Consider the following 19,056-nt stretch of genomic DNA (forward strand, 5'->3'; position numbering starts at 1 on the left):
GAGCGCCACCCGCGACCTCAGGCGGACCAGACCGGCCCGACCTGGTCGACCAGGCCGCGGGCCTGGCGGAGCCCGGCCTCGGCCGCGACGGCGCGCTTGGCGGGGTCGAGCAGGTTGCGGCCGAAGGCGGCCAGGGCGTCGGCGTCCGGCGTCACCACCGACCAGGCACGCGGCCCGACGCGCTCGACCTGGGCGCGGATGGACGTCTTCCTGCTCACCGACCGCGGGAGCGGTGCGAGCACGACGACCCGCTCGGCGCCCTCGGCCACGTCGACGTTGGCGTTCGACCGCATCCCGCCGTCCATGTAGGCGCGGCCGCCGATCTCGACGGGCGGCCACACCGTGGGGACGGCACAGCTGGCCGCGACCGCCGCGACCAGGTCGACCCCGGAGTCGGGCCCGAACACGGTGAACTCACCGGTGGTGGTCTCGACGGCCGTGATGCGCAGGTCGCGGTCGGGCCAGTCCTGCACCGGGAGCCGCGAGCGGATCACGCCCTCGCGGTCGACGCTGCCGGGGGCGTGGGACGCGTGGGCGACCCGTCCGACGCGGGCCAGCTTGTCGCGGCCACTGCCGGGCAGCACGTAGGGCGGGACGAGCTTGAGCGCGGCAATGCGGGACAGCCGCCCGCCGATCTCGGCGTCGGCGGGCTCGAGCTGCTCGGCGTACAGGTCCTCGAGCGGCAGGCCGTTGGTCACCTGGGCACCCACGACCGACCCCGCCGAGGTGCCGACGACGATGTCGGCCCCCGTGAGGTCGACCCCGGCCCGCGCCAGTCCGGTGAGGATGCCGAGCTCCCAGGCGATCCCGGTGATGCCACCGCCGCCGAGGACCAGTGCCGACGTGCCGCGTCCTGTCATGGGCCCAGTTGTAGCGGACCGGACCTGATGCTGGCCACACGCGTCCGGAGACGGCGACGGCCCGCCGGGTCTCCCCGGCGGGCCGTCGTGTCGTGCGTGGTGGTCAGCCGATCAGGCCTGGCCGCCCGTGAGCTTCTCGCGGAGCGCCTGCAGCGCCTCGTCGGACGCCAGCGAACCGCCGGTGTCGCCACCGGTCTCGTCCTCGGTGTCGTTGCCACCGGAGGAGTACGAGGTGGCCTCGCCGGCCTCGGCCTCGGCGACCTTCGCGTCGGCCTGCTGCTTGACGTGCTGCTCCCAGCGAGCGTGCGCCTTGGCGTACTGGTCCTCCCAGACCGCACGCTGCTCGTCGAAGCCCTCGAGCCACTCGCCCGTCTCGGGGTCGAAGCCCTCGGGGTAGACGTAGTTGCCCTGCTCGTCGTAGGTCGCGGTCATGCCGTAGAGCGTGGGGTCGAACTCCTCCACGTCAGCGGCGGCAGCGGTCTCGTTGGCCTGCTTGAGCGACAGCGAGATCCGGCGACGCTCGAGGTCGATGTCGATGATCTTGACCATGACGTCGTCGTTGACCTGGACGACCTGCTCGGGGATCTCGACGTGACGCTCGGCGAGCTCGGAGATGTGCACCAGGCCCTCGATGCCCTCCTCGACGCGGACGAACGAGCCGAAGGGCACCAGCTTGGTGACCTTGCCCGGCACGATCTGGCCGATCTGGTGGGTGCGGGCGAAGTGCTGCCACGGGTCCTCCTGCGTCGCCTTCAGCGACAGGGAGACACGCTCGCGGTCCATGTCCACGTCGAGGACCTCGACGGTGACCTCGTCGCCCACGGCGACGACCTCGGACGGGTGGTCGATGTGCTTCCAGGACAGCTCCGAGACGTGGACGAGGCCGTCGACGCCGCCGAGGTCCACGAACGCACCGAAGTTGACGATCGAGGAGACGACGCCCTTGCGGATCTGGCCCTTCTGGAGCTGGGTCAGGAAGCCGTGGCGAACCTCGGACTGGGTCTGCTCGAGCCAGGCACGGCGGGACAGGACCACGTTGTTGCGGTTCTTGTCGAGCTCGATGATCTTCGCCTCGAGCGTCTGGCCGACGTAGGGCTGCAGGTCGCGGACGCGACGCATCTCGACCAGCGACGCGGGCAGGAAGCCGCGCAGGCCGATGTCGAGGATGAGGCCGCCCTTGACGACCTCGATGACGGTGCCCTCGACGACGCCGTCCTCCTCCTTGACCTGCTCGATGGTGCCCCAGGCGCGCTCGTACTGGGCGCGCTTCTTGGACAGGATCAGACGGCCTTCCTTGTCCTCCTTCTGGAGGACCAGGGCCTCGACCTTGTCGCCCACGGAAACGACCTCGTTGGGGTCGACGTCGTGCTTGATCGACAGCTCGCGCGAGGGGATGACGCCCTCGGTCTTGTAGCCGATGTCGAGGAGGACCTCGTCGCGGTCCACCTTGACGATGGTGCCGTCGACGATGTCGCCGTCGTTGAAGTACTTGATCGTCGCGTCGATTGCCGCGAGGAAGTCCTCTTCGGACCCGATGTCGTTGATCGCCACCTGAGGGGCGTCGTAGTCCGGAAGAGTGGAGAGCGTGCTCGTCATATGGAAGAAGATTCCTTGGATGGATGGAGTCGTGCGGACGCGTGCAACCGCCTGTTTCGCTGGTCCCCGACGGTGAGTGATCACCCGCGGTGACGCGGCGAGCCCGGGTTCGCTCGGTATGGAAGCCGGGCAGACGACTGGCGCAACTCCCAAGACTACGCGGGCCCGACACCTCGCGTCCAACCGGCCGGGCCACGCTCAGCCCACGCTCAGAGCGGTCCTACGACGCGCCGGGCCACGCGTGCACGTCGCCGGCCTGCGCGACGGCCCTGAGGAGCGTCGCGGAGCGGTCGGCCACCGGGTTGTCCCGTTTGCGGGAGGCGAGGTCGACGAGCGCCCAGAGGTCGGCCGCCCGCGCCCCGTCGAGCAGCTCGGCGACCGCTCCCCCGTGCCGGGTCGTCCAGGCCCCGAGGACTCTCGCCACGTAGGACGGGTCCCGCTCGAACCGCAGCAGGTTGCCGAGGTCGGTCCACGGGTGCCCCGCGTGCGCGAACTCCCAGTCGAGCACGCCGGTCACCTCGAGGGTGTCGGGGTCGACGAGCAGGTTCTTCGGGTTCAGGTCGCTGTGCACGAGGCAGGTCCGCCGCTGCGTGTCGAGCAGGTCCTGCGACTGCCGGGCCACCTCCGCCAGCGGCGTGCGCTCGGACTCGGGCCAGTGCGCCAGGCGGGAGGCGACCCAGTCGTCCAGGCCGCCATCGGGGAAGGCGCCGACGGTCAGCTCGGCGTCGACGAAGGGCCCCGGTCGCAGCATCGGCATCCCCGCGAGCGCGGCGGCGACCGCCCCGGTGCTCGCCCCGAGCCGGGTGAGCCCGTCGGCGTCACCGGCGGCGGCGAGGCGCTCCACGACGAGGTCGCCGCGCTCCCCCGGCAGCCACGACGTCACCAGCAGCCCGGGCCGGCCCGCCGCTGCATCCGCGTGCCGGACCTCGAGGACGTCCGGGACGGGGAGCAGCCCGCGCACGAGTCGCAGCACCGCCTGGTCCACCTCGGGTGCGGCGTCCCCGCGGGGGTCACCCGGTGGGTAGAACCTGACGACGGCACGCTCGCCGGCGACCTCCCCGAGGAAGGTCCGCCCCGAGTGGCCACCCTCCAACGGCCGCAGCACCGTCCCCAGCTCGCTCATCGCCTCGCATGGTGCCACGGGGGCACCGAGGCCGTGGCCCCACGGCCGGGAAGTACGCTCCGGGCGTGGAGGATCACCTGCCGCAGTCCGTACGGGTCGAGCGGCGCCCCGTCTCCGAGCGCGAGTCGCGCAGCGCCAACGGGCCCGACTGGGACCGCTACGCCGACGAGTACCAGGCCACGCACGGGGCGTTCCTCGGAGACGCCGGCTTCGTCTGGGGGCCCGAGGGCCACACCGAGGACGAGCTCGGGGTCCTCGGCGACGTGTCCGGTCTCGACGTGCTCGAGGTGGGCAGCGGTGCCGGCCAGTGCTCGCGCTGGGTGCGCACACGCGGCGGCCGCGGGTTCGGCCTCGACCTGTCGCACCGCCAGCTTCAGCACTCGCTGCGGCTCGACGAGGAGACCGGTGTGGCCGTGCCGTCCGTCCGTGGCACCGCCACCGCCCTGCCCTTCGCTCCCCGCAGCTTCGACGTCGTCTTCTGCTCGTTCGGCGCCCTGCAGTTCGTCAGCGACATCGACGTTGCGATCGCCGAGGTCGCCCGGGTGCTGCGCCCGGGAGGCCGCTTCGCCTTCTCCGTCACCCACCCGACGCGCTGGATGTTCCCCGACGACCCGGGCGAGCCCGGCCTGACGGCGACGCAGTCCTACTGGGACCGCACGCCCTACGTGGAGGTCGACGACGCCAGCGACGTGGTCGCCTACGTCGAGCACCACCGCACGCTCGGCGACTGGGTACGCCTGCTCGCCGCGCGCGACTTCCGGCTGGTCGACCTCGTCGAGCCCGAGTGGCCCGAGCAGAACGACCGGGTCTGGGGCGGCTGGTCACGTGCCCGCGGGCTGTTGACGCCCGGCACCGCGATCTTCGTGGCGCACCTGCTGGGCTGACCGACGGCCGCGGGCCCAGCCGGCGATGAGCGAGGCGGGGTTGAGGTGGGACCACCACCGGCGCCGCCACTCCGCCTCCGCGACCACGTGGCGTCGCAGCTGCTGGCAGGCGTCCCAGAAGTCTCGGGCGTCCTTCCCAGGTGGCGGTGCGGGCGCGAAGACGGCGGCGTCCGCCCAGCGCGCGAGATCCGGCGGAACGCCCAGCTGCGCCGCCTGAGCCGCGCGGCTCCACCCCTCCGGCGCCGGGGTGCCACGGTCGCGGGCCGCGTCGAGCACCTCCTGCCAGCCGTTGACGTAGACGCCCGACCACGACGAGGTACGCCGTCGGCGCGCGCGACGCACCCGCTTCACCAGCGGCACGAGCAGCAACACGGCGAGGCCTAGAGCCACCGTCCCGGCCACGACGACCACGGCCACCTGCCGGCCAGGGCGAGACTCGGAGGTGGCGGAGGGGGGGCGGATCTCCTCGTCCCTCCCCTTCGACGCCTGGTCGAGCTGTTCCCGGACGAACTCCGCAGGGTCAGGCGCCGGCACCGGCTCCGCGCCCTCCTCGAGCACGCGCGAGCTCAGGTAGCGATCGAGCTCGAGTGGCCGCCAGGTGCCGTCCTCGAACTGCAGCTCCACCCACGAGGTCAGGTCGCCGTAGTCGACGAGACCGCCCCGACCCGGCTCCGCACCTGTCACCAGCCGTGCAGCCACGCCGAGCCGGGAAGCCCCGAGAGCCATCAAGGCGCTGTACTGGAAGGCGGTGCCGGTCATCCGTTGCGATCCCAGCATGCGGTGGCCGAGCATGTCGGGCGACTGGTCGAAGTCCTCAGCGATCCGCACCGTGCCGTGGGTCCGGAGGTAGCGGGCCAGCAGCAGGACCCGCTCCAGCGGCAGCAGCTCCCGGCGGTCGAAGGGCTGCAGGTCCTCGTCGAGGAACGCTCCGCCCGGCTGTCGCTGCTCCTCGGACGGCTCGCGCGTCGGGTCCCGGCGGGTGAAGCTCACGTTCCCCACCACCGACTCGAAGCGGTACTCGTCGTGTACGTCGACCCCGCCGAGCACCAGGGCGCTGGCAGTCGCCTGGTTGTAGCGCACGTCGCCGACGTCGGTCCGACCGGGGTTGAAGTCGAGGTCGATGCTGGTCAGCTCGCCGAGCATCGGCAGCCAGTCGCTGGAATAGCCGGGCCGGAACCGCACCCGCACCACGGCTGTGGTGCCAGGGTGAAGGGCCGTCACGGCGGGACCGATACGCTTGAACGTCCCGTAGCCGTCAGAGCCCGGCGAGTCGTCCGCCGGTATCCAGGCCGCTCCGTCGTACAGGTCCAGCACGGCCAGTCGCAGCCGACGGCCGTCGGGGACGCCGCTTGCCTTGAACAACCTGATGTCATCGGTTCTCGGCACGGGCAGCGCCGGCGTGTCGGCAACGAGAGGCGTGTCGTTCCTGCCGCTGAGCAGCACGCGGTCAGACACGCCGGTGTCGGGCACCACGAGTCCTGCGAGGGCCGACACCAGCACCACGGTCAGGACTGCCGCCGTCGCGGCCGCGGCCGAGCCGCGGCCCGCACCGACGAATGCTTCGCGTCGGCGGGCCCGCACGGCCGCCCAGCCGAGGAGGACCACCGCCACGAGGACGCCGCGCATCACCGTGTGGCTCGGGGCCAGCACGCCGAGCGGGATGGTCGCAGCGAGGGCTGCCAGCAAGGGCACCACCGGCGCCAAGGGGCGCGTCGTCGCGACCGCGAACCAGGCCGCCGGGAACGCCGCCAGGAACCCGATGAGGTACGGCACCAGCATCACCTGGCCGCTCGGCTCCACCGGCGGGACGGTGCTGACCAGGGTGGTGGGTGCGTGGACGGAGTCCGTCAGGACGTGCGTCACCGTGCGCAGCGTGGGGAACAGCCACGGCCCCGGCTCGCGCAGGGCGGACCAAGCGCCGACCGGGACGAAGCCCGCCAGCCCGACGAGGGAGTACCACCACCCGCCCTCGTGCACACGCCGGATGGCAAGGGCGAGCGAGACGAGCAGCACGACCGGTACCAGGCCTGCCAGCAGGTAGCTGCGGTCTGCGAAGCTGTCGTCCAGGATCGACAGGATCATCGCCGACGCGACGATGACGACGACCCCGTCGACCACGCTCCCCTGCTGGCGCCTCACCGCATCCCTCGCGCCATCAGGTCCTGTAGTCGTGCCAGGTCCGGGACCGACAGCTCGCGCAGGGCTCCGCTGTCACGCACGGCCGTCTCCCCATCGCTGTCTGCGCGTACGACGATCCAGTCCGCCCCGCGGCCGAACTGCGCAGCCGCCGTGTCGAGGTCGACGAGTGCCCGGGCCGCCCCCGTCACCTGGACCACGAGCCCCGTTCCGGCGAGGTGTCCGGCCGCCTCGGCCGCGTGAGCGAAGTAGTCGTCGCGGTTCTCCAGCGCGAACCGGCACGCGGCGTCGGTCATGTCGATCGGGTGGCGGCTGCGGGCATGGTGCGCTCCACAGCACAGGTAGGTGTCGAAGTCGTCCCGCACGGCGCGCAGCGCGATCGACGTCGCGATCGACGTCGCAAGCTCGAAGTCCCGCTCGCGCGGGTAGGACGCCCTCGAGCCGTCGAGGAGCACGGTGACGTGACCGCGTCGCGTCTCGTGGAACTGCCGGACGAGCAGCTGTCCCGCCTTGGCCGACGAGCGCCAGTGCACGTGCCTCAGGTCGTCGCCCGGGACGTACTCCCGCAGCGCGTGGAACGCGAGGTCGCTCATCGAGAGCTGCTGGCTCGTCGCCCCGTCGAGGTCGTTGGCAAGTCCTCCGGCGAAGACAGCCACGTCGGTCACCTGGGGCGACACGAGCAGCTGGACCACCTCACCGACCTCATGGCGGCGACTCATCAGGCCGACCGGATCGGTCTTCACGTAGGTCACCGGTCCGACGGCGTGCGCCCCACGGGGCATCTCGGGGAGCCCGACCACCTCCTCGTGCCGCGAGAAGGGCCGGAGGAACGGCAAGCGCACACGCACGGTGCGGCCCCCCACGGGCACCACCACCCGCGGGAACATCATCGGGACCGCCCCCGCCTCGACCTCGAGGACCGCCTCCGGGGCAGTCGCGCCCACAACTGTGCGGTGCTGTTTCAGCACGAGTGTTGCCGAGGGCACTCCGGGCAGCACCTGCCACGCGAGCGCCACCAGCAGCAGACCGAACGCGACGGCGGCCAGCTGGGTGAACTCCTGCCAGTTCAACCGCACGGAGAGGGCGGTCGCGACGACCCCCGTCGCCAGGACCCCGCGACCGAGCGGCGTCAGCAGGCGGAGCGGGCCCACGAACCGCGAGGGCCGCAGCGCGGCGAGCCGCCGTGCGGCGGCGCCCCGAGTGCCGGCCCGGTCGCTCACGCGCGGTCGCGGGGGGCGGGCACCTGCGCGAGCAGGTCGTCGATGACCTCCTCGGAGGTCATGCCCCCGTAGGCCGCGGCCGAAACCATCAGCAACCGATGGCCGAGCACCGGGTGGGCGAGCATGGCGATGTCCTCGGGCACCACGTGCCCGCGCCGTTCGGCGAGCGCCCACGCCTTGGCAGCGCGGATCCAGGCCAGGCAGCCGCGCGTGGACAGCCCGATCCTGACCCCGGGCACCTCGCGCGAGGCCTCGGCGAGACGGCGCACGTAGCTGATGACCGCCGGGTCGACGTGCACCATGTCGGCCAGCCGACCCATGCGCTCGATCTCACGGACCGTGACCACCGGCACGAGGTCCGCCGCTCGGTCCCGGATACGGGACTCCGCCAGCAGGGCCTCGGTGGACTCCGCATCAGGGTGTCCGACGCTCGTGCGCATCAGGAACCGGTCCAGCTGCGCCTCGGGCAACTGGTAGGTGCCCGCCTGCTCGATCGGGTTCTGGGTCGCGATCACCATGAACGGCCGGCGCACCTCGTGGGTCTTGCCGTCGACGGTCACGTGCCCCTCCTCCATGACCTCGAGCAGTGCGGACTGCGTCTTCGGCGAGGCGCGGTTGATCTCGTCGGCCAGGACCAGGCTGTGGAAGAGGGGCCCGGGATGGAAGGAGAACTGACCGTGAGCCTGGTCGTAGACCGTGACGCCGGTGATGTCGGACGGCAGCAGGTCGGGTGTGAACTGGATGCGCGCGAAGGAGCAGTCGAGCGACTTCGCCAACGCCCGGGCCAGCATCGTCTTCCCCGTGCCAGGCAGGTCCTCGAGCAGGAGGTGCCCCTCCGACACGAGGCAGGTCAGCCCGAGTCGTACGACGTGCCGCTTGCCGAGGACGGCAGCCTCCACGTTGCGCTGGATCCGATCGAACGTGTCGGCGTACCACCGCACATCCTGGGGCTGGACGGTCGCGAGCTCGGACATGCCGTCAGGAACGGTTCGGCCCTGCCTCAGGCATGCTTGTGCTGGCGCCCGCGCAGGAACAGGAACAGGCCGGCCAGCAGAGCGATCGCACCGCCGATGAACCCGATCAGCGGCAGGGTCTTCGTGAGGAGGTCCAGCGACTGGCCGTTGTCCTTGGCGTCGGCGACGTTGGCCTCGACCTGCTCGTCGGTGAAGGCGAGCTCCATGTCGAGCAGCGGGGAGCCGTCCTCGAGCTCGCGCACCTCGTGCTGGGTCTGGTTGACGATGGATCCCGTGGTCGGGTCGATCCAGATGAACTTGTCCTGGGAGTAGACGCCGTCGATGTCCTCGACGACCTCGGCCGGCTCCTCCTCGACGAGCACGTGGTACCTGTAGGTCTCGAGACCCTCGATGGTCTCGGTGCCGTCGTAGGTGGCGTCGACCGCCTCGCCCAGCATGCTGTCCCAGTAGGTGTAGTCCTTCTTCTCCGCGTCGAAGGGCCACTTGTTGACGAGGCCCGACTTCTCCTCGGCGCTCGGCGGGACGTACTGGGGGTCGTTCACCGCCTCGGCGGTCTGCCGGTCGGTGGCGAACACGTCGCTGCTGGCGCTGACGAGGCGGTCGTCGGACTCGTCCACGCACTGCGGGGTGTCGCCCTCGTCGATCACGAGGCACGTCGTGTTGACGAAGACGACGACGTCGTCGTCGGACAGCTCTGCGTCGGCCTTGGTCACGCTGGCAGCCTTGACCTGGAGCGACTCCACGTCGCCTGTCGCCGGGTTGAGCTTGTCGGCCGTCCCGGACAGGTTGGTCACCGAGTCCGTGTCGAGCGGGGTCTTCTTGACGGCATCGCCACCCCAGAGGACGACGGTGAGCGCGGCGACGAGCAGGAACGAACCAAGGCCGACCAAGATGGCGGCGATGACCTTGCGCACGGGAATCCTCCAGGCGGATCGAATGAAGTCGCCGAACGGTACCAGCAAGTAGCATGTCGTGGAGAGAGATCTTCGAACCCCCCGGATGGACGTCTGCAAACGTGATGGCCAAGACCTCAGTCGCTCCCGATCAGTCCGGGCGGCGGACTCCACGCGCGCCTGAGGGCGACGGCTCCACCATCGCCGTAGGGCGTTCGGTCGACGGACACGAGGGATCGCGGACCTGGGTCCTCTGGACGGCTGTCGCCCTACTGGTCTCCCAGCTCACCTTCCGCACGTGGGCCGCCTGGTCGAGCTGGTACTTCCTGGACGACCTGATCTTCCTCCGACAGCATGCAGACGGCGCCGACTGGGACTACCTCCTCGAGCCGGTCAACGGTCACTTCATGCCCGTCGCCAAGCTCGTCTACTGGGGCATCGGGTCGATCGATCCGATGGCGTGGTGGCCGGCGGCACTGTTCCTGGTCGTGGGGCAGGCCCTGGCAAGTGCCGCCTGCCTGTGGATGTTGGTGACCTTGTTCGGCATGCGACGGGGCATCCTGCCTCCCTTCGCGCTCTATCTCTTCCTGTCGCTGTCGATGCCGTCGTACATGTGGTTCATCGCTGCCCTTCAGCAGCTGCCGCTGCAGGTCGCACTCTGCGTCGCGGTCGGAGCGTGGGTACTCCACGCGCGAGGCGAAGGGGTCCGGTGGTTGGGGCTCTGCCTGGTGAGCCTCGTGGCCGGGCTGCTCTTTTGGCAGAAGACGCTCGTCGTGGTCCCCCTGCTCGTCTATATAAGCTACGCCTACTTCACGAGCGGGGGCCCGGTCCGTCGCCTGCGAGGCCTGCGATCGCAGGCTTTCGGACTGGTGGCCGTCCTCGTCGTCGGCGTCGCCTACGTGGCCTACTACTTCGCCACGGTCCCGAGCCAGCTGTCCACTGTGACGCCGGAGCTGGCCGGCGACCTGGCCGAGACAATGCTCGGAAGCACGCTCGCAAGCGGCCTGGCCGGTGGGCCGTGGCAGTGGCACATGCCTGCGCCACCGCACGCCTTCACCGATCCCCCGAGCTGGTCGGTGCACCTGTCGTGGGTCGTGGTGAGCGCGGTCGCTGCCTACGCATACCTGCGCCGGGCGCGGTCCGGACGGGCGCTCCTGCTGCTGATCGGCTGGGTGCTCGGCACGTTCCTCCTCGTCCTGGCCGGGCGGGGAACAGCGCTCGGCGCGATCGTCGGCACCGATTCGCGCTACTTGAGCGACGTCTCGCTCGTCGCGGCGCTCTGCCTGGGCCTCGCCTTCCTCGAGCTTCCCGGCGCTCCGGGGTCGTCCGGACCGCGGGTCCCCCCGCGCATCCAGCCCGTCCCTTCATGGTTCACCGGACTCCTCACCAGCGCCGTGGTGCTGAGTGGGCTCTTCAGCTCGGCGACCTACGTCACTCCCTGGCACGACCAGAACGCGGCCCACCGCTTCTTCGACCGGTTCCGAGCGGACGTGGCGGCCTACGGCCGGGTGGAGATGGTGGACCGGGTCGTGCCCGAGGACGTCATGTCGCAGCTGTCGGCGCCGAGGAACAACTTCACGTTCCTCGCCCCCCTCGCCACCGACCTCGTGGACTTCCCCGACGTGTCCTCCGAGCTCGCGATCGTGGGTGACGACGGTTCCCTGCGCCAGGTGGCCATCGAGCCCGGCGTCGACTCGCTGCCCGGGCCCAGGGCCGGGTGCGGATGGCGAGTGCGGGACAAACGCGTGGACGTGCCGCTCGCCGGTCGGGCCATCGACCTCGAGTGGTGGGCCCGGATCGGCTACCTCAGCAGCGCGGACTCCGCCGTGACCGTGACCGCGGGCAGGTCATCGGTGGACACCAGGGTCCGGCGCGGGCTGAACAACCTCTACCTCCGACTCGACGGCGGGTTCGACGAGGTCTCCATCGACGGCCTCGACCCGGGGACGACTCTGTGCGTCGACGTCGTGGAGATCGGCCAGCCAGTGCCAGGAGGACCGCTGCAGTGACCGTCCCACAACCTCGGCGAGTCGACATCGCGCCCGAGTTCCCCGCCCTCGACACCGTGCGCGCGCTCGGCGCCCTCGCCGTGCTCACCACCCACGCCGCCTTCCAGACCGGCAGCTATCTGGGCTGGGGAGCGTGGGGGACGTTCCTGGCCCGCCTCGACGTCGGTGTCTCCATCTTCTTCGTGCTCTCCGCCTTCCTGCTGGCCCGACCGCACCTGGCCCGCGCAGTGACAGGCCACGCGGCGCCGGACGTGCGGACCTACGCGTCGAAGCGGGTGCTGCGCATCGCTCCGGCCTACGTCGTGACGGTGGTCCTCGCGATGTCACTGTTCCCGGGCAACGCGAAGGAGGGCGTGTGGCAGTGGATCTCGTCGCTGTTCCTCCTGGACACCTACGTCCGCGAGAAGCTCCCGCACGGGATCACACACATGTGGAGCCTGGGCGTCGAGGTCGCCTTCTACGCCCTGCTGCCTGTGCTCATGCTCATCGTGCTCGGACGACGTCGACGCGCAGTCCGGGCGTGGCGGGTGCTGGTGGTGCTCGCCGTGATGATCGCGATCTCCGTCTTCTGGCACCTGGAGGGCACCACGCTCCTGGACCCCCGCGTCGGCGGTTCCCCCGGGCTGTGGCTCCCGGGCTACCTCAGCTGGTTCGCGGTGGGGGTCGGGCTGGCGCTCCTCCACGTCCGGCACCAGCAGGGGATCAGCACGCCGCTCGAGCGCCGCGTGATCACCCTGGGCGAGATGCCCGGGACGTGCTGGACCCTGGTTGCCGGACTGCTCCTGGTCGTGTCGACACCACTGGCCGGCCCGGTCCTGTTCGTGGCCGGCACGCCATCGGAAGCCCTCTTCAAGAACCTGGTCTACGCGCTGATCGGAGGACTGATCGTCCTCTCAGGTGTGTTCGCCCAGCCTCGGAGTACCTACGGACGGATCATGGGCTCGCGCGTCTGCAGGCACCTCGGACACATCTCGTACGGAGTCTTCTGCCTGCACCTGTCACTGATCAGCCTCGTGTTCTGGAGCACCGACTACCAGCTCTTCCGTGGCAACGGGCTCGAGGTGTGGGCGATCACCTTGGTCGCGAGCATCCTCGCTGCCGAGGTGCTCTACCGGCTGGTCGAGCGACCCAGCCTGCGCCTGGGGCGGCGGATGGGCCGGCCGTCGAGGACGACCCAACCGACCAGGCCGGCGACGGAGAGCACCACCAGCAGCTGAGGCCATGCCCGCTCGCCCGCCCACCCCGAGGCCCCGCCCCACGGCTCGAGGGCGTACGCCAGGTACGACGCCGCCAGCGGTGCGCCGAGCCACCACGCTCCTGAGTCCGGAGCTCTCCGACGAAGCAGCACCACGGCTCCGGCGCCGATGAGGGCCGCCGCGACCCCGGCGTACCCGGCCAGCACACCCGCGGACACCACCAGGGCACCCAGCGGGACGACGCTCGGGAGCCCGCGCGGACGCCCCGCCAGGACCTCGTCCCGGCGGCGCCGCCGGAGAAGCAGGATCGTGAGGAGCACCAGGCAGACGACTGCGACGCCGCCGACCGCCAAGGCCAGGCGGTAGGCGCGATCGGGCGCGAACTCCATGTCCACGGGCCCCGGTTGCGAGACCTCCCAGCCCTGCCGCCACCCGTCGAGCACGACGGGAGCGGCCGCACGACCGTCGAGCGATGCGTCCCAACCGGGGTTGGTGTTCTCCCGGGTGGCCAACAACCCCGGGGCGGTGGCATCGAGGCGCGAGCGCCCCGGTCCGCGAAGCTCCGTCGCGACAGGACGGGCTTCCTCGACGACGTCCAGCTCGCCGAGCACCAGGCGTTTCGGGATGAAGGCCTCGGAGGCGAGGACGTCGAGGTCGTTGACCCCGTCTCGCACCGGGACCGTCGCATCCCGGCACAGGACGGCGTCCAGGGGCGTGCCGGCCAGCATGTCGGACCTCGTGCCGAGGACCCGGGTGGGGTGCGAGGTGCCGTTGTTGCGGATGGTGGGGCCCACTCCGCAACGGGTGCGCACCGGGTCGTCGGACAGGTTCAACGGCAGGTAGGGGACGCCGGCCAGGACGAGCTCGCCGATCCCGACGGGAACGTTGCGCGCGCTGCCGTCGAAGCCGACGTCCGTGGCGGCCTCGGCGTCCAGCACCTTGATGGTGAGCCGGCTGGTGCGGATGGAGTCGAACCTCGCCGAGCCGCGGCGCAGCACGACCTCGCGCTTCCCACCCGGCCAGGACAGCTCCACGCGCTCGGGCAGCCGCGCGGCCGTCTCCCGACCCAGGCTGACGCCGAGGCCGGTGACGGTCTTCGTCCCCAGCCAGGACACCTGCAGCTCGGGATTGAGCTCGTCGAGCGACGCGAGCCACGTCGTCGCTGCATCGCCGTCGATCGCGGCCACTGCCCCGGCACGGGGGTCGTCCACCCCTGCCGACGAGGCATCGACGGCCACCGGCTGCCCGCGCAGGATCACGTCGTCGAGGGCGTCACCCGGCGCGGGGGTGACGCTCAGGCGAGCCGGCATGCCGCGGTTCGTGCGCGAGACAAAGCTGCGGTGGATGTCGCGCGGCTCCTCCTCGGAGACGGCCTTGTGCGCCGCGCAACGGATCTCGTCCTCGACGCGGGCACAACCGTGCCGGCCGTCGCCCAAGCGGCGCAGAACGACGGCGTCGGGCGTTCCCCAGGACTCGGGGGTCTCGGGCAGGACCAGGCGGCGCACGACCTCGCGGCCGATGTCGACCTCGGCGATCTCCAGCTGGTTGCGCTGCCTGCCCGAGACGTCCGTGATGGTCAACGAGGCGCTCTCACCCGGGACCACGATCGAACGCAGCTCGCCGGGGTCGAACCGCAGCGGTTCGCTCGTCCAGTCGGGCGTGGACAGCTCGACGAGCTGACTGCCCGTGCTGCCGGCCCGGACCGACACGGTGCCCAGGGCGCGTGGTTCCTCGAGGTCGATGCGCCACCAGTGCGCGTCCGCGGTGAGCGCCGCGGAGCGCCAGCTCGTCCGCGGATCCCCGTCCACCGCCGCCTCCGGCAGCTGACCGCGCTCCGCCCTGCCGAGTGCGCCCGGGTCGGACTGGGAGCTCGACGCCGTCACCGACCGCGCACCCTCGAGCCGGGCGAGCGTCAGCCAGCGCTTCGAGGGCTCGAGCGCGTAGTCCGCGACACCGTCTCGCGTCAACGCCTCCCACTCGGCCGGGAGGAGCGTCGGTGACTCCGCGTCGTGGAGACGACCGAAGTTGCGCTCGACCCCCCGCAGGCCATCGGTGAGGACCACGTGCTCCGGGACCGCGTCCGAGTCGTCCCGGTCCGCGGCCAACTGCACGGGCTCGTCCACCACCACCCCGCTGTCGGCGAGGTCGAGCAGGTCCTCCGGGCCACCGACGACCACGGTCGGGGGCTCGGGCGTTGCCGTGGCGTACGCCGGTCCGTCCTCGAGGCGGTAGACCTCGATCGCGGGGTACTCGGCCTGCCACCCCGAGTTGACCAGCGCCTTGCCCAGGTCGCCCTCGATCCTCGCCTCACCACCGATGTCGGGGCCGAACACGGCAGCCCGCACGAGGCCCGGGGTGTCGTCCAGCGCCTGGTGCACGAGCACCGGGTCGGCAATGTCGGGGTCGCGCTCCAGGTCGTTGCGGACGACGACGTGGCTGACGCCGGCGCGGCGCAGGTAGCTCGCGAACCCGGCACTCCCCCGTCCCTCGTTGAGCCGTCGCTCGACCTCGTCAAGCATCCGGATGTTGCCGGCCGGCGTGAGCGGGATGCCGTTGCGCACTGCCCAGGGGCTCTGCGCGAGTGCCTGCATCGGCTCGTCACGCGGCGTGCCCCACACGTAGGTACCGAACGAGGACCCGGGCACGAGGAGCGCGACACCGGGGTGCTCGTCCTGCTCGGTCCCGAGCCACGCGGCGGCATCGCGCCAGTAGCCCGGGACGTCCTGGAACGAGCCGCTGGGGGTGATCCGACCGGCCCAGGCAGGGGACGTGGAACCGACCAGCGCCAGCACGATGACGCCGATCACCAGGGCGGCGTTCGTGCGGTCCGAGACCGCCAGCCTGTGCCTGCGCACGCGAGAGGCGCTGCGCCAGCGGTGGTGCAGCTCGTCGAGGGTGAACGCCAGGCCCACGACCAGCGGGAGCCGGACGACGACGTCGAACTTGTGCACGTTGCGCAGCGGTGCAAGTGCCCCATCGAGCAGCGAGCGCAGCTCCGGCGCGAACCAACCCTGGACCGTCCCGTGGTGTCCCACCGTCACCAGCACGAGACCGACGACGACGCCTGAGGCCAGGAACGCCCGGTGCTCGTTTCGGCGATGGGCTAGGCCCGCGATGCCGGCGACGAGGAGGACCGCGCTGTTCAGCGGGATGTACATCGAGGTGACCAGGTCACGCCCGGCGCGAGCCTCCGGATCCAGGTACGCCACCCAGTTCGAGGTGCCCCGCAGCGCGTCGGCCAATGTCGTCGGATAGGTCGTCACGGCAGCGGTCTCGATGAAGTCGAGGAACGGTGGGCTGTAGGCCCCGAGGAGGAACAGCGGCACGAGCCACCACAGTGTGCCGAGCAGAGTGAAGAGCGGCCACCACAGCATCATCGAGCGGCGGCGCGGCCCGGGCTCGCGGGTCAGCAGCCAGAGGACGCCCAGCGGAAGGACGGCGAACGTGGCGGCCGCATTGACGCCACCCACCATCGCCACCGCGAGGGCGGCCAGCGCGGCCGCCCGGACAGGAGACCCGCGGCGACTCCCCCACACGAGGGGCAGCAGCACCCAGGGCGCCAAGGCGCTCGGCCACACCTCGATCGAGCTGGGGCCCAACACGGTCAGCATGCGCGGCGACAGGGCGAACGCGAAGCCCGCCACGATGCAGGCCAGGTCCGACCGAACCCCCATCGCACGCGCAAGCAGGGCCATCCCGACGAACGCCACGCACAGCACGAGCGCCATCCACAACCGCTGCACGACCCACGCAGGCAGGTCCATCAGGTGGCCCAGGGCGTGGAACGGTCCCATCGGCCAGAGGTAGCCGTATGCCTGGTTCTGCAGCTGCCCGAAGGCACCTTGGGCGTCCCACAGGTGCGCGGCGCGGGTGAGGAACTCCACGGGCGAGATCGCGAGGTCGAGCTTGGTATCGGCGACCACGAGTCCCGAGGACTGGATCAGGGCGAGACCCGTCAGCAGCGCGCAGGCAGCAACGAGCCGCCAGCCGAAACGCGACTCCTCCCGGCTCACCGCTTGCGCAGCACGAGCACGAGGTTCCACGTGACGACCTCTCTCACTACCGGGACGTGCAGCAGCCAGCGACTCCACCACGGGTTGTAGCGCGGCAGCACGTGCACCACGTCGGCATCCTGCTGGCTGCGCGACCAGCGCAGGCCATCGGCGACCGAGACCGCGAAGAGGGACTCACCGAACTTGTTCTTGGGCTCGTGACCGTGGCGCCTGGCGTACCGCCGCCGGGCCTGACGCCCACCCAGGTAGTGCCATGGCGCGGTCTCGTGGCCGCCCCACGGGCCCCACCACGTGGTGTAGCTGATGAAGACCAGACCACCGGGCCGGGTGACCCTCAGCATCTCTGCGGCCATCCGCCACGGTTCCTCGACGTGCTCGAGCACGTTGGAGGAGTAGCACACGTCCACCGCCGCGTCGCGGAACGGCAGCTGCATGCCACTGCCCAGGACGGTGCGCACGTCGATCGACCCGGTGCCCGAGAGCTCGCCCACGTCCGCGTCGAGGGCGACGTACGACGCCCCTGCCGCCTCGAACGCCTGCCGGAAGTAGCCGGGGCCGCCCCCGACGTCGAGCATCAGCTGCCCCGACAGGTCGTGGTACTGAGACACCTGCAGGGTCGAGTCGCGGGCGAGCGCGGTGTAGAACCGCGCCGGGTCGGACTGCTCGTGGCGGAACTCCCGTAGCAGGCGCAGCGACCGCGCGAGATCGGCGCGCCACGGGCGGGTCCTCGTCAGCACCCGGAGACCCTAACCGACAAGTGACTGAGCGGTAGGGTTCTCGCCGATGACTGACCACGACGAGCTCCGCGGACGGCATGTCGCCTTCCTCAGCTGGCGCGACACCCACAACCCGGAGGGCGGCGGCGCCGAGCGCTACCTCGAGAAGATGGCGCAAGGACTCGTCGAGCGCGGCGTCCGCGTCACCATCTTCTGCGCAGCCCACGCCGCCGCACCTCCGGACGAGGTCGTCGACGGCGTCCGTTTCATCAGGCGCGGGTCGAAGCTGACCGTCTACTCCGAGGGGTTCAGGGCGCTCGCCCGCGGCCGGCTCGGACACGTGGACGTCGTCGTGGACGTGCAGAACGGCCTGCCCTTCTTCACCCGCGCCGCCACCAGGGCACCCGTCGTCGTGCTCGTGCACCACGTGCACCGGGAGCAATGGCCGGTCGTCTACCCCGGGCTCGTCGGCAGGGTCGGCTGGGCCATCGAGCACGGTCTCGCGCCGCGTCTCTACCGATCATGCCAGTACGTCGCGGTGTCGCGGGCGACGCGCGACGAGCTGGTCCCGCTCGGCGTGGACCGTCGGCGCATCGCCGTCGTGCACAACGGCACGGATCCGATCGTGCCCACGGGGGTCGGCAAGTCGGCTCACCCCACGCTCGCAGTGGTCGGACGACTGGTCCCCCACAAGCAGGTCGAGCACGCCATCGACGCGGCCCTCGCCCTGCGTGACGACCATCCGGGCCTGCGCCTCCACGTCGTGGGCAGCGGGTGGTGGGGGGCCGAGCTCCACCGCTACGCGGCCGATCGCGGCGCCGGCGACACCGTGGTCTTCGAGGGCCACGCGGACGAGAACCGTAAGCACGAGGTCTACGAGCAGGCGTGGGCCTTGGCCCTCCCCTCGTTGAAGGAAGGCTGGGGCCTGGTCGTCGGGGAGGCCGGCATGCACCGGACGCCGACCGTCGCGTATCGCTCAGCGGGCGGCACTCGGGAATCGATCGCCCATGACGTGTCGGGACTGCTCGTCGACGAGCCACGCGACTTCGTCGACGCGCTCCGAGACCTGCTCGCCGACGCCGAACTGCGTGCCCGGCTCGGGGAGGGGTCACTCGAGGTGAGTCACCGTTTCACCTGGGAGCATGCGCAGGAGTCGTTCGCCCACGTGGTGGCCGCGGTCCTGCGAGGAGAGCGCGTCGACGCGCAGGACCCCGACGCTGAGTGAACGGAGCGAGCCCGGTCAGACAGGCGTCACTCGACTGTGGTGCCGTAGTTGAACTCGGGACTGTTGATGGTCCCCGGGGACTGCTCGGGAGCGCTGGTCTGGCTGGTGACGACACCCATGAGCGTGGCGACAGCGAGGCCTCCGCCGACGACGATGCTGACGATCGGCGCGATGATTGAACCCATGACTCCGGTGACCCTCCCTAGACGAT

At 71.1% G+C, this 19,056-nt stretch carries 14 protein-coding genes; 4 read left to right on the plus strand and 10 right to left on the minus strand.

The genetic code is table 11. The features are described from left to right. Positions 1-17 precede the first annotated feature (17 nt). From ACXJKB_RS14265 to ACXJKB_RS14275, 3 genes are all read right to left on the minus strand, one after another. On the minus strand, positions 18-860 hold the full coding sequence (locus tag ACXJKB_RS14265; protein ID WP_457189420.1) for a patatin-like phospholipase family protein: 843 nt from the start codon (positions 858-860) through the stop codon (positions 18-20). Between the two features lie 111 nt (positions 861-971). Further along, entirely contained in the window at positions 972-2,456 is a 1,485-nt protein-coding gene (rpsA, locus tag ACXJKB_RS14270) for a 30S ribosomal protein S1 (RefSeq protein WP_457189422.1), read from the minus strand. A 220-nt stretch (positions 2,457-2,676) separates the two neighbouring features. Continuing rightward, positions 2,677-3,579 (minus strand): phosphotransferase family protein, encoded by a 903-nt coding sequence (locus ACXJKB_RS14275; RefSeq protein WP_457189424.1) that lies wholly within the window; start codon positions 3,577-3,579, stop codon positions 2,677-2,679. Positions 3,580-3,644: 65 nt separating this feature from the next. Between ACXJKB_RS14275 and ACXJKB_RS14280 the strand changes: the two genes are divergently transcribed. Beyond that, a complete protein-coding gene (locus ACXJKB_RS14280) occupies positions 3,645-4,463 on the plus strand; it encodes a class I SAM-dependent methyltransferase (RefSeq protein WP_457189426.1) in 819 nt (272 codons plus the stop codon). On the opposite strand, the gene ACXJKB_RS14285 is transcribed toward ACXJKB_RS14280, so the two are convergent. Genes ACXJKB_RS14285 through ACXJKB_RS14300 form a run of 4 tightly spaced genes read right to left on the minus strand, consistent with a single transcriptional unit; the run spans position 4,401 to position 9,707 of the window. Next, positions 4,401-6,581, minus strand: a complete 2,181-nt coding sequence (locus tag ACXJKB_RS14285; RefSeq protein WP_457189428.1) for a transglutaminase domain-containing protein — start codon at positions 6,579-6,581, stop codon at positions 4,401-4,403. The two genes, ACXJKB_RS14280 and ACXJKB_RS14285, sit on opposite strands and share 63 nt — an antisense overlap. A gap of 17 nt (positions 6,582-6,598) precedes the next feature. Further along, the gene (locus ACXJKB_RS14290; protein WP_457189430.1) at positions 6,599-7,819 is read right to left on the minus strand and encodes a DUF58 domain-containing protein; all 1,221 of its coding nucleotides are present in this window, start codon (positions 7,817-7,819) and stop codon (positions 6,599-6,601) included. Continuing rightward, a complete protein-coding gene (locus tag ACXJKB_RS14295) occupies positions 7,816-8,793 on the minus strand; it encodes an AAA family ATPase (protein WP_457189432.1) in 978 nt (325 codons plus the stop codon). Before ACXJKB_RS14295 ends, ACXJKB_RS14290 begins: the two co-directional genes overlap by 4 nt. 26 nt (positions 8,794-8,819) lie before the next feature. Then, entirely contained in the window at positions 8,820-9,707 is an 888-nt protein-coding gene (locus tag ACXJKB_RS14300; protein WP_457189434.1) for a DUF3068 domain-containing protein, read from the minus strand. A gap of 104 nt (positions 9,708-9,811) precedes the next feature. On the opposite strand from ACXJKB_RS14300, the gene ACXJKB_RS14305 reads away from it, so the two are divergent. Both ACXJKB_RS14305 and ACXJKB_RS14310 read left to right on the plus strand, forming a co-directional pair. Beyond that, on the plus strand, positions 9,812-11,695 hold the full coding sequence (locus ACXJKB_RS14305) for a hypothetical protein (protein ID WP_457189436.1): 1,884 nt from the start codon (positions 9,812-9,814) through the stop codon (positions 11,693-11,695). Further along, a complete protein-coding gene (locus ACXJKB_RS14310) occupies positions 11,692-12,912 on the plus strand; it encodes an acyltransferase family protein (protein ID WP_457189437.1) in 1,221 nt (406 codons plus the stop codon). Before ACXJKB_RS14305 ends, ACXJKB_RS14310 begins: the two co-directional genes overlap by 4 nt. Here the strand turns inward: ACXJKB_RS14310 and ACXJKB_RS14315 are convergent. Further along, entirely contained in the window at positions 12,804-16,934 is a 4,131-nt protein-coding gene (locus tag ACXJKB_RS14315) for an alpha-(1->3)-arabinofuranosyltransferase (RefSeq protein WP_457189439.1), read from the minus strand. The genes ACXJKB_RS14310 and ACXJKB_RS14315 overlap by 109 nt on opposite strands. Then, on the minus strand, positions 16,901-17,641 hold the full coding sequence (locus tag ACXJKB_RS14320) for a class I SAM-dependent methyltransferase (protein WP_457189441.1): 741 nt from the start codon (positions 17,639-17,641) through the stop codon (positions 16,901-16,903). Before ACXJKB_RS14320 ends, ACXJKB_RS14315 begins: the two co-directional genes overlap by 34 nt. A 46-nt stretch (positions 17,642-17,687) precedes the next feature. Between ACXJKB_RS14320 and ACXJKB_RS14325 the strand changes: the two genes are divergently transcribed. Next, entirely contained in the window at positions 17,688-18,845 is a 1,158-nt protein-coding gene (locus ACXJKB_RS14325) for a glycosyltransferase family 4 protein (RefSeq protein ID WP_457189443.1), read from the plus strand. A 26-nt stretch (positions 18,846-18,871) separates the two neighbouring features. Here the strand turns inward: ACXJKB_RS14325 and ACXJKB_RS14330 are convergent, their stop codons facing one another. Continuing rightward, the gene (locus ACXJKB_RS14330; RefSeq protein ID WP_457189445.1) at positions 18,872-19,030 is read right to left on the minus strand and encodes a hypothetical protein; all 159 of its coding nucleotides are present in this window, start codon (positions 19,028-19,030) and stop codon (positions 18,872-18,874) included. Between the last annotated feature and the right edge of the window lie 26 nt (positions 19,031-19,056).

Source organism: Nocardioides sp. P5_E3, assembly GCF_054049275.1.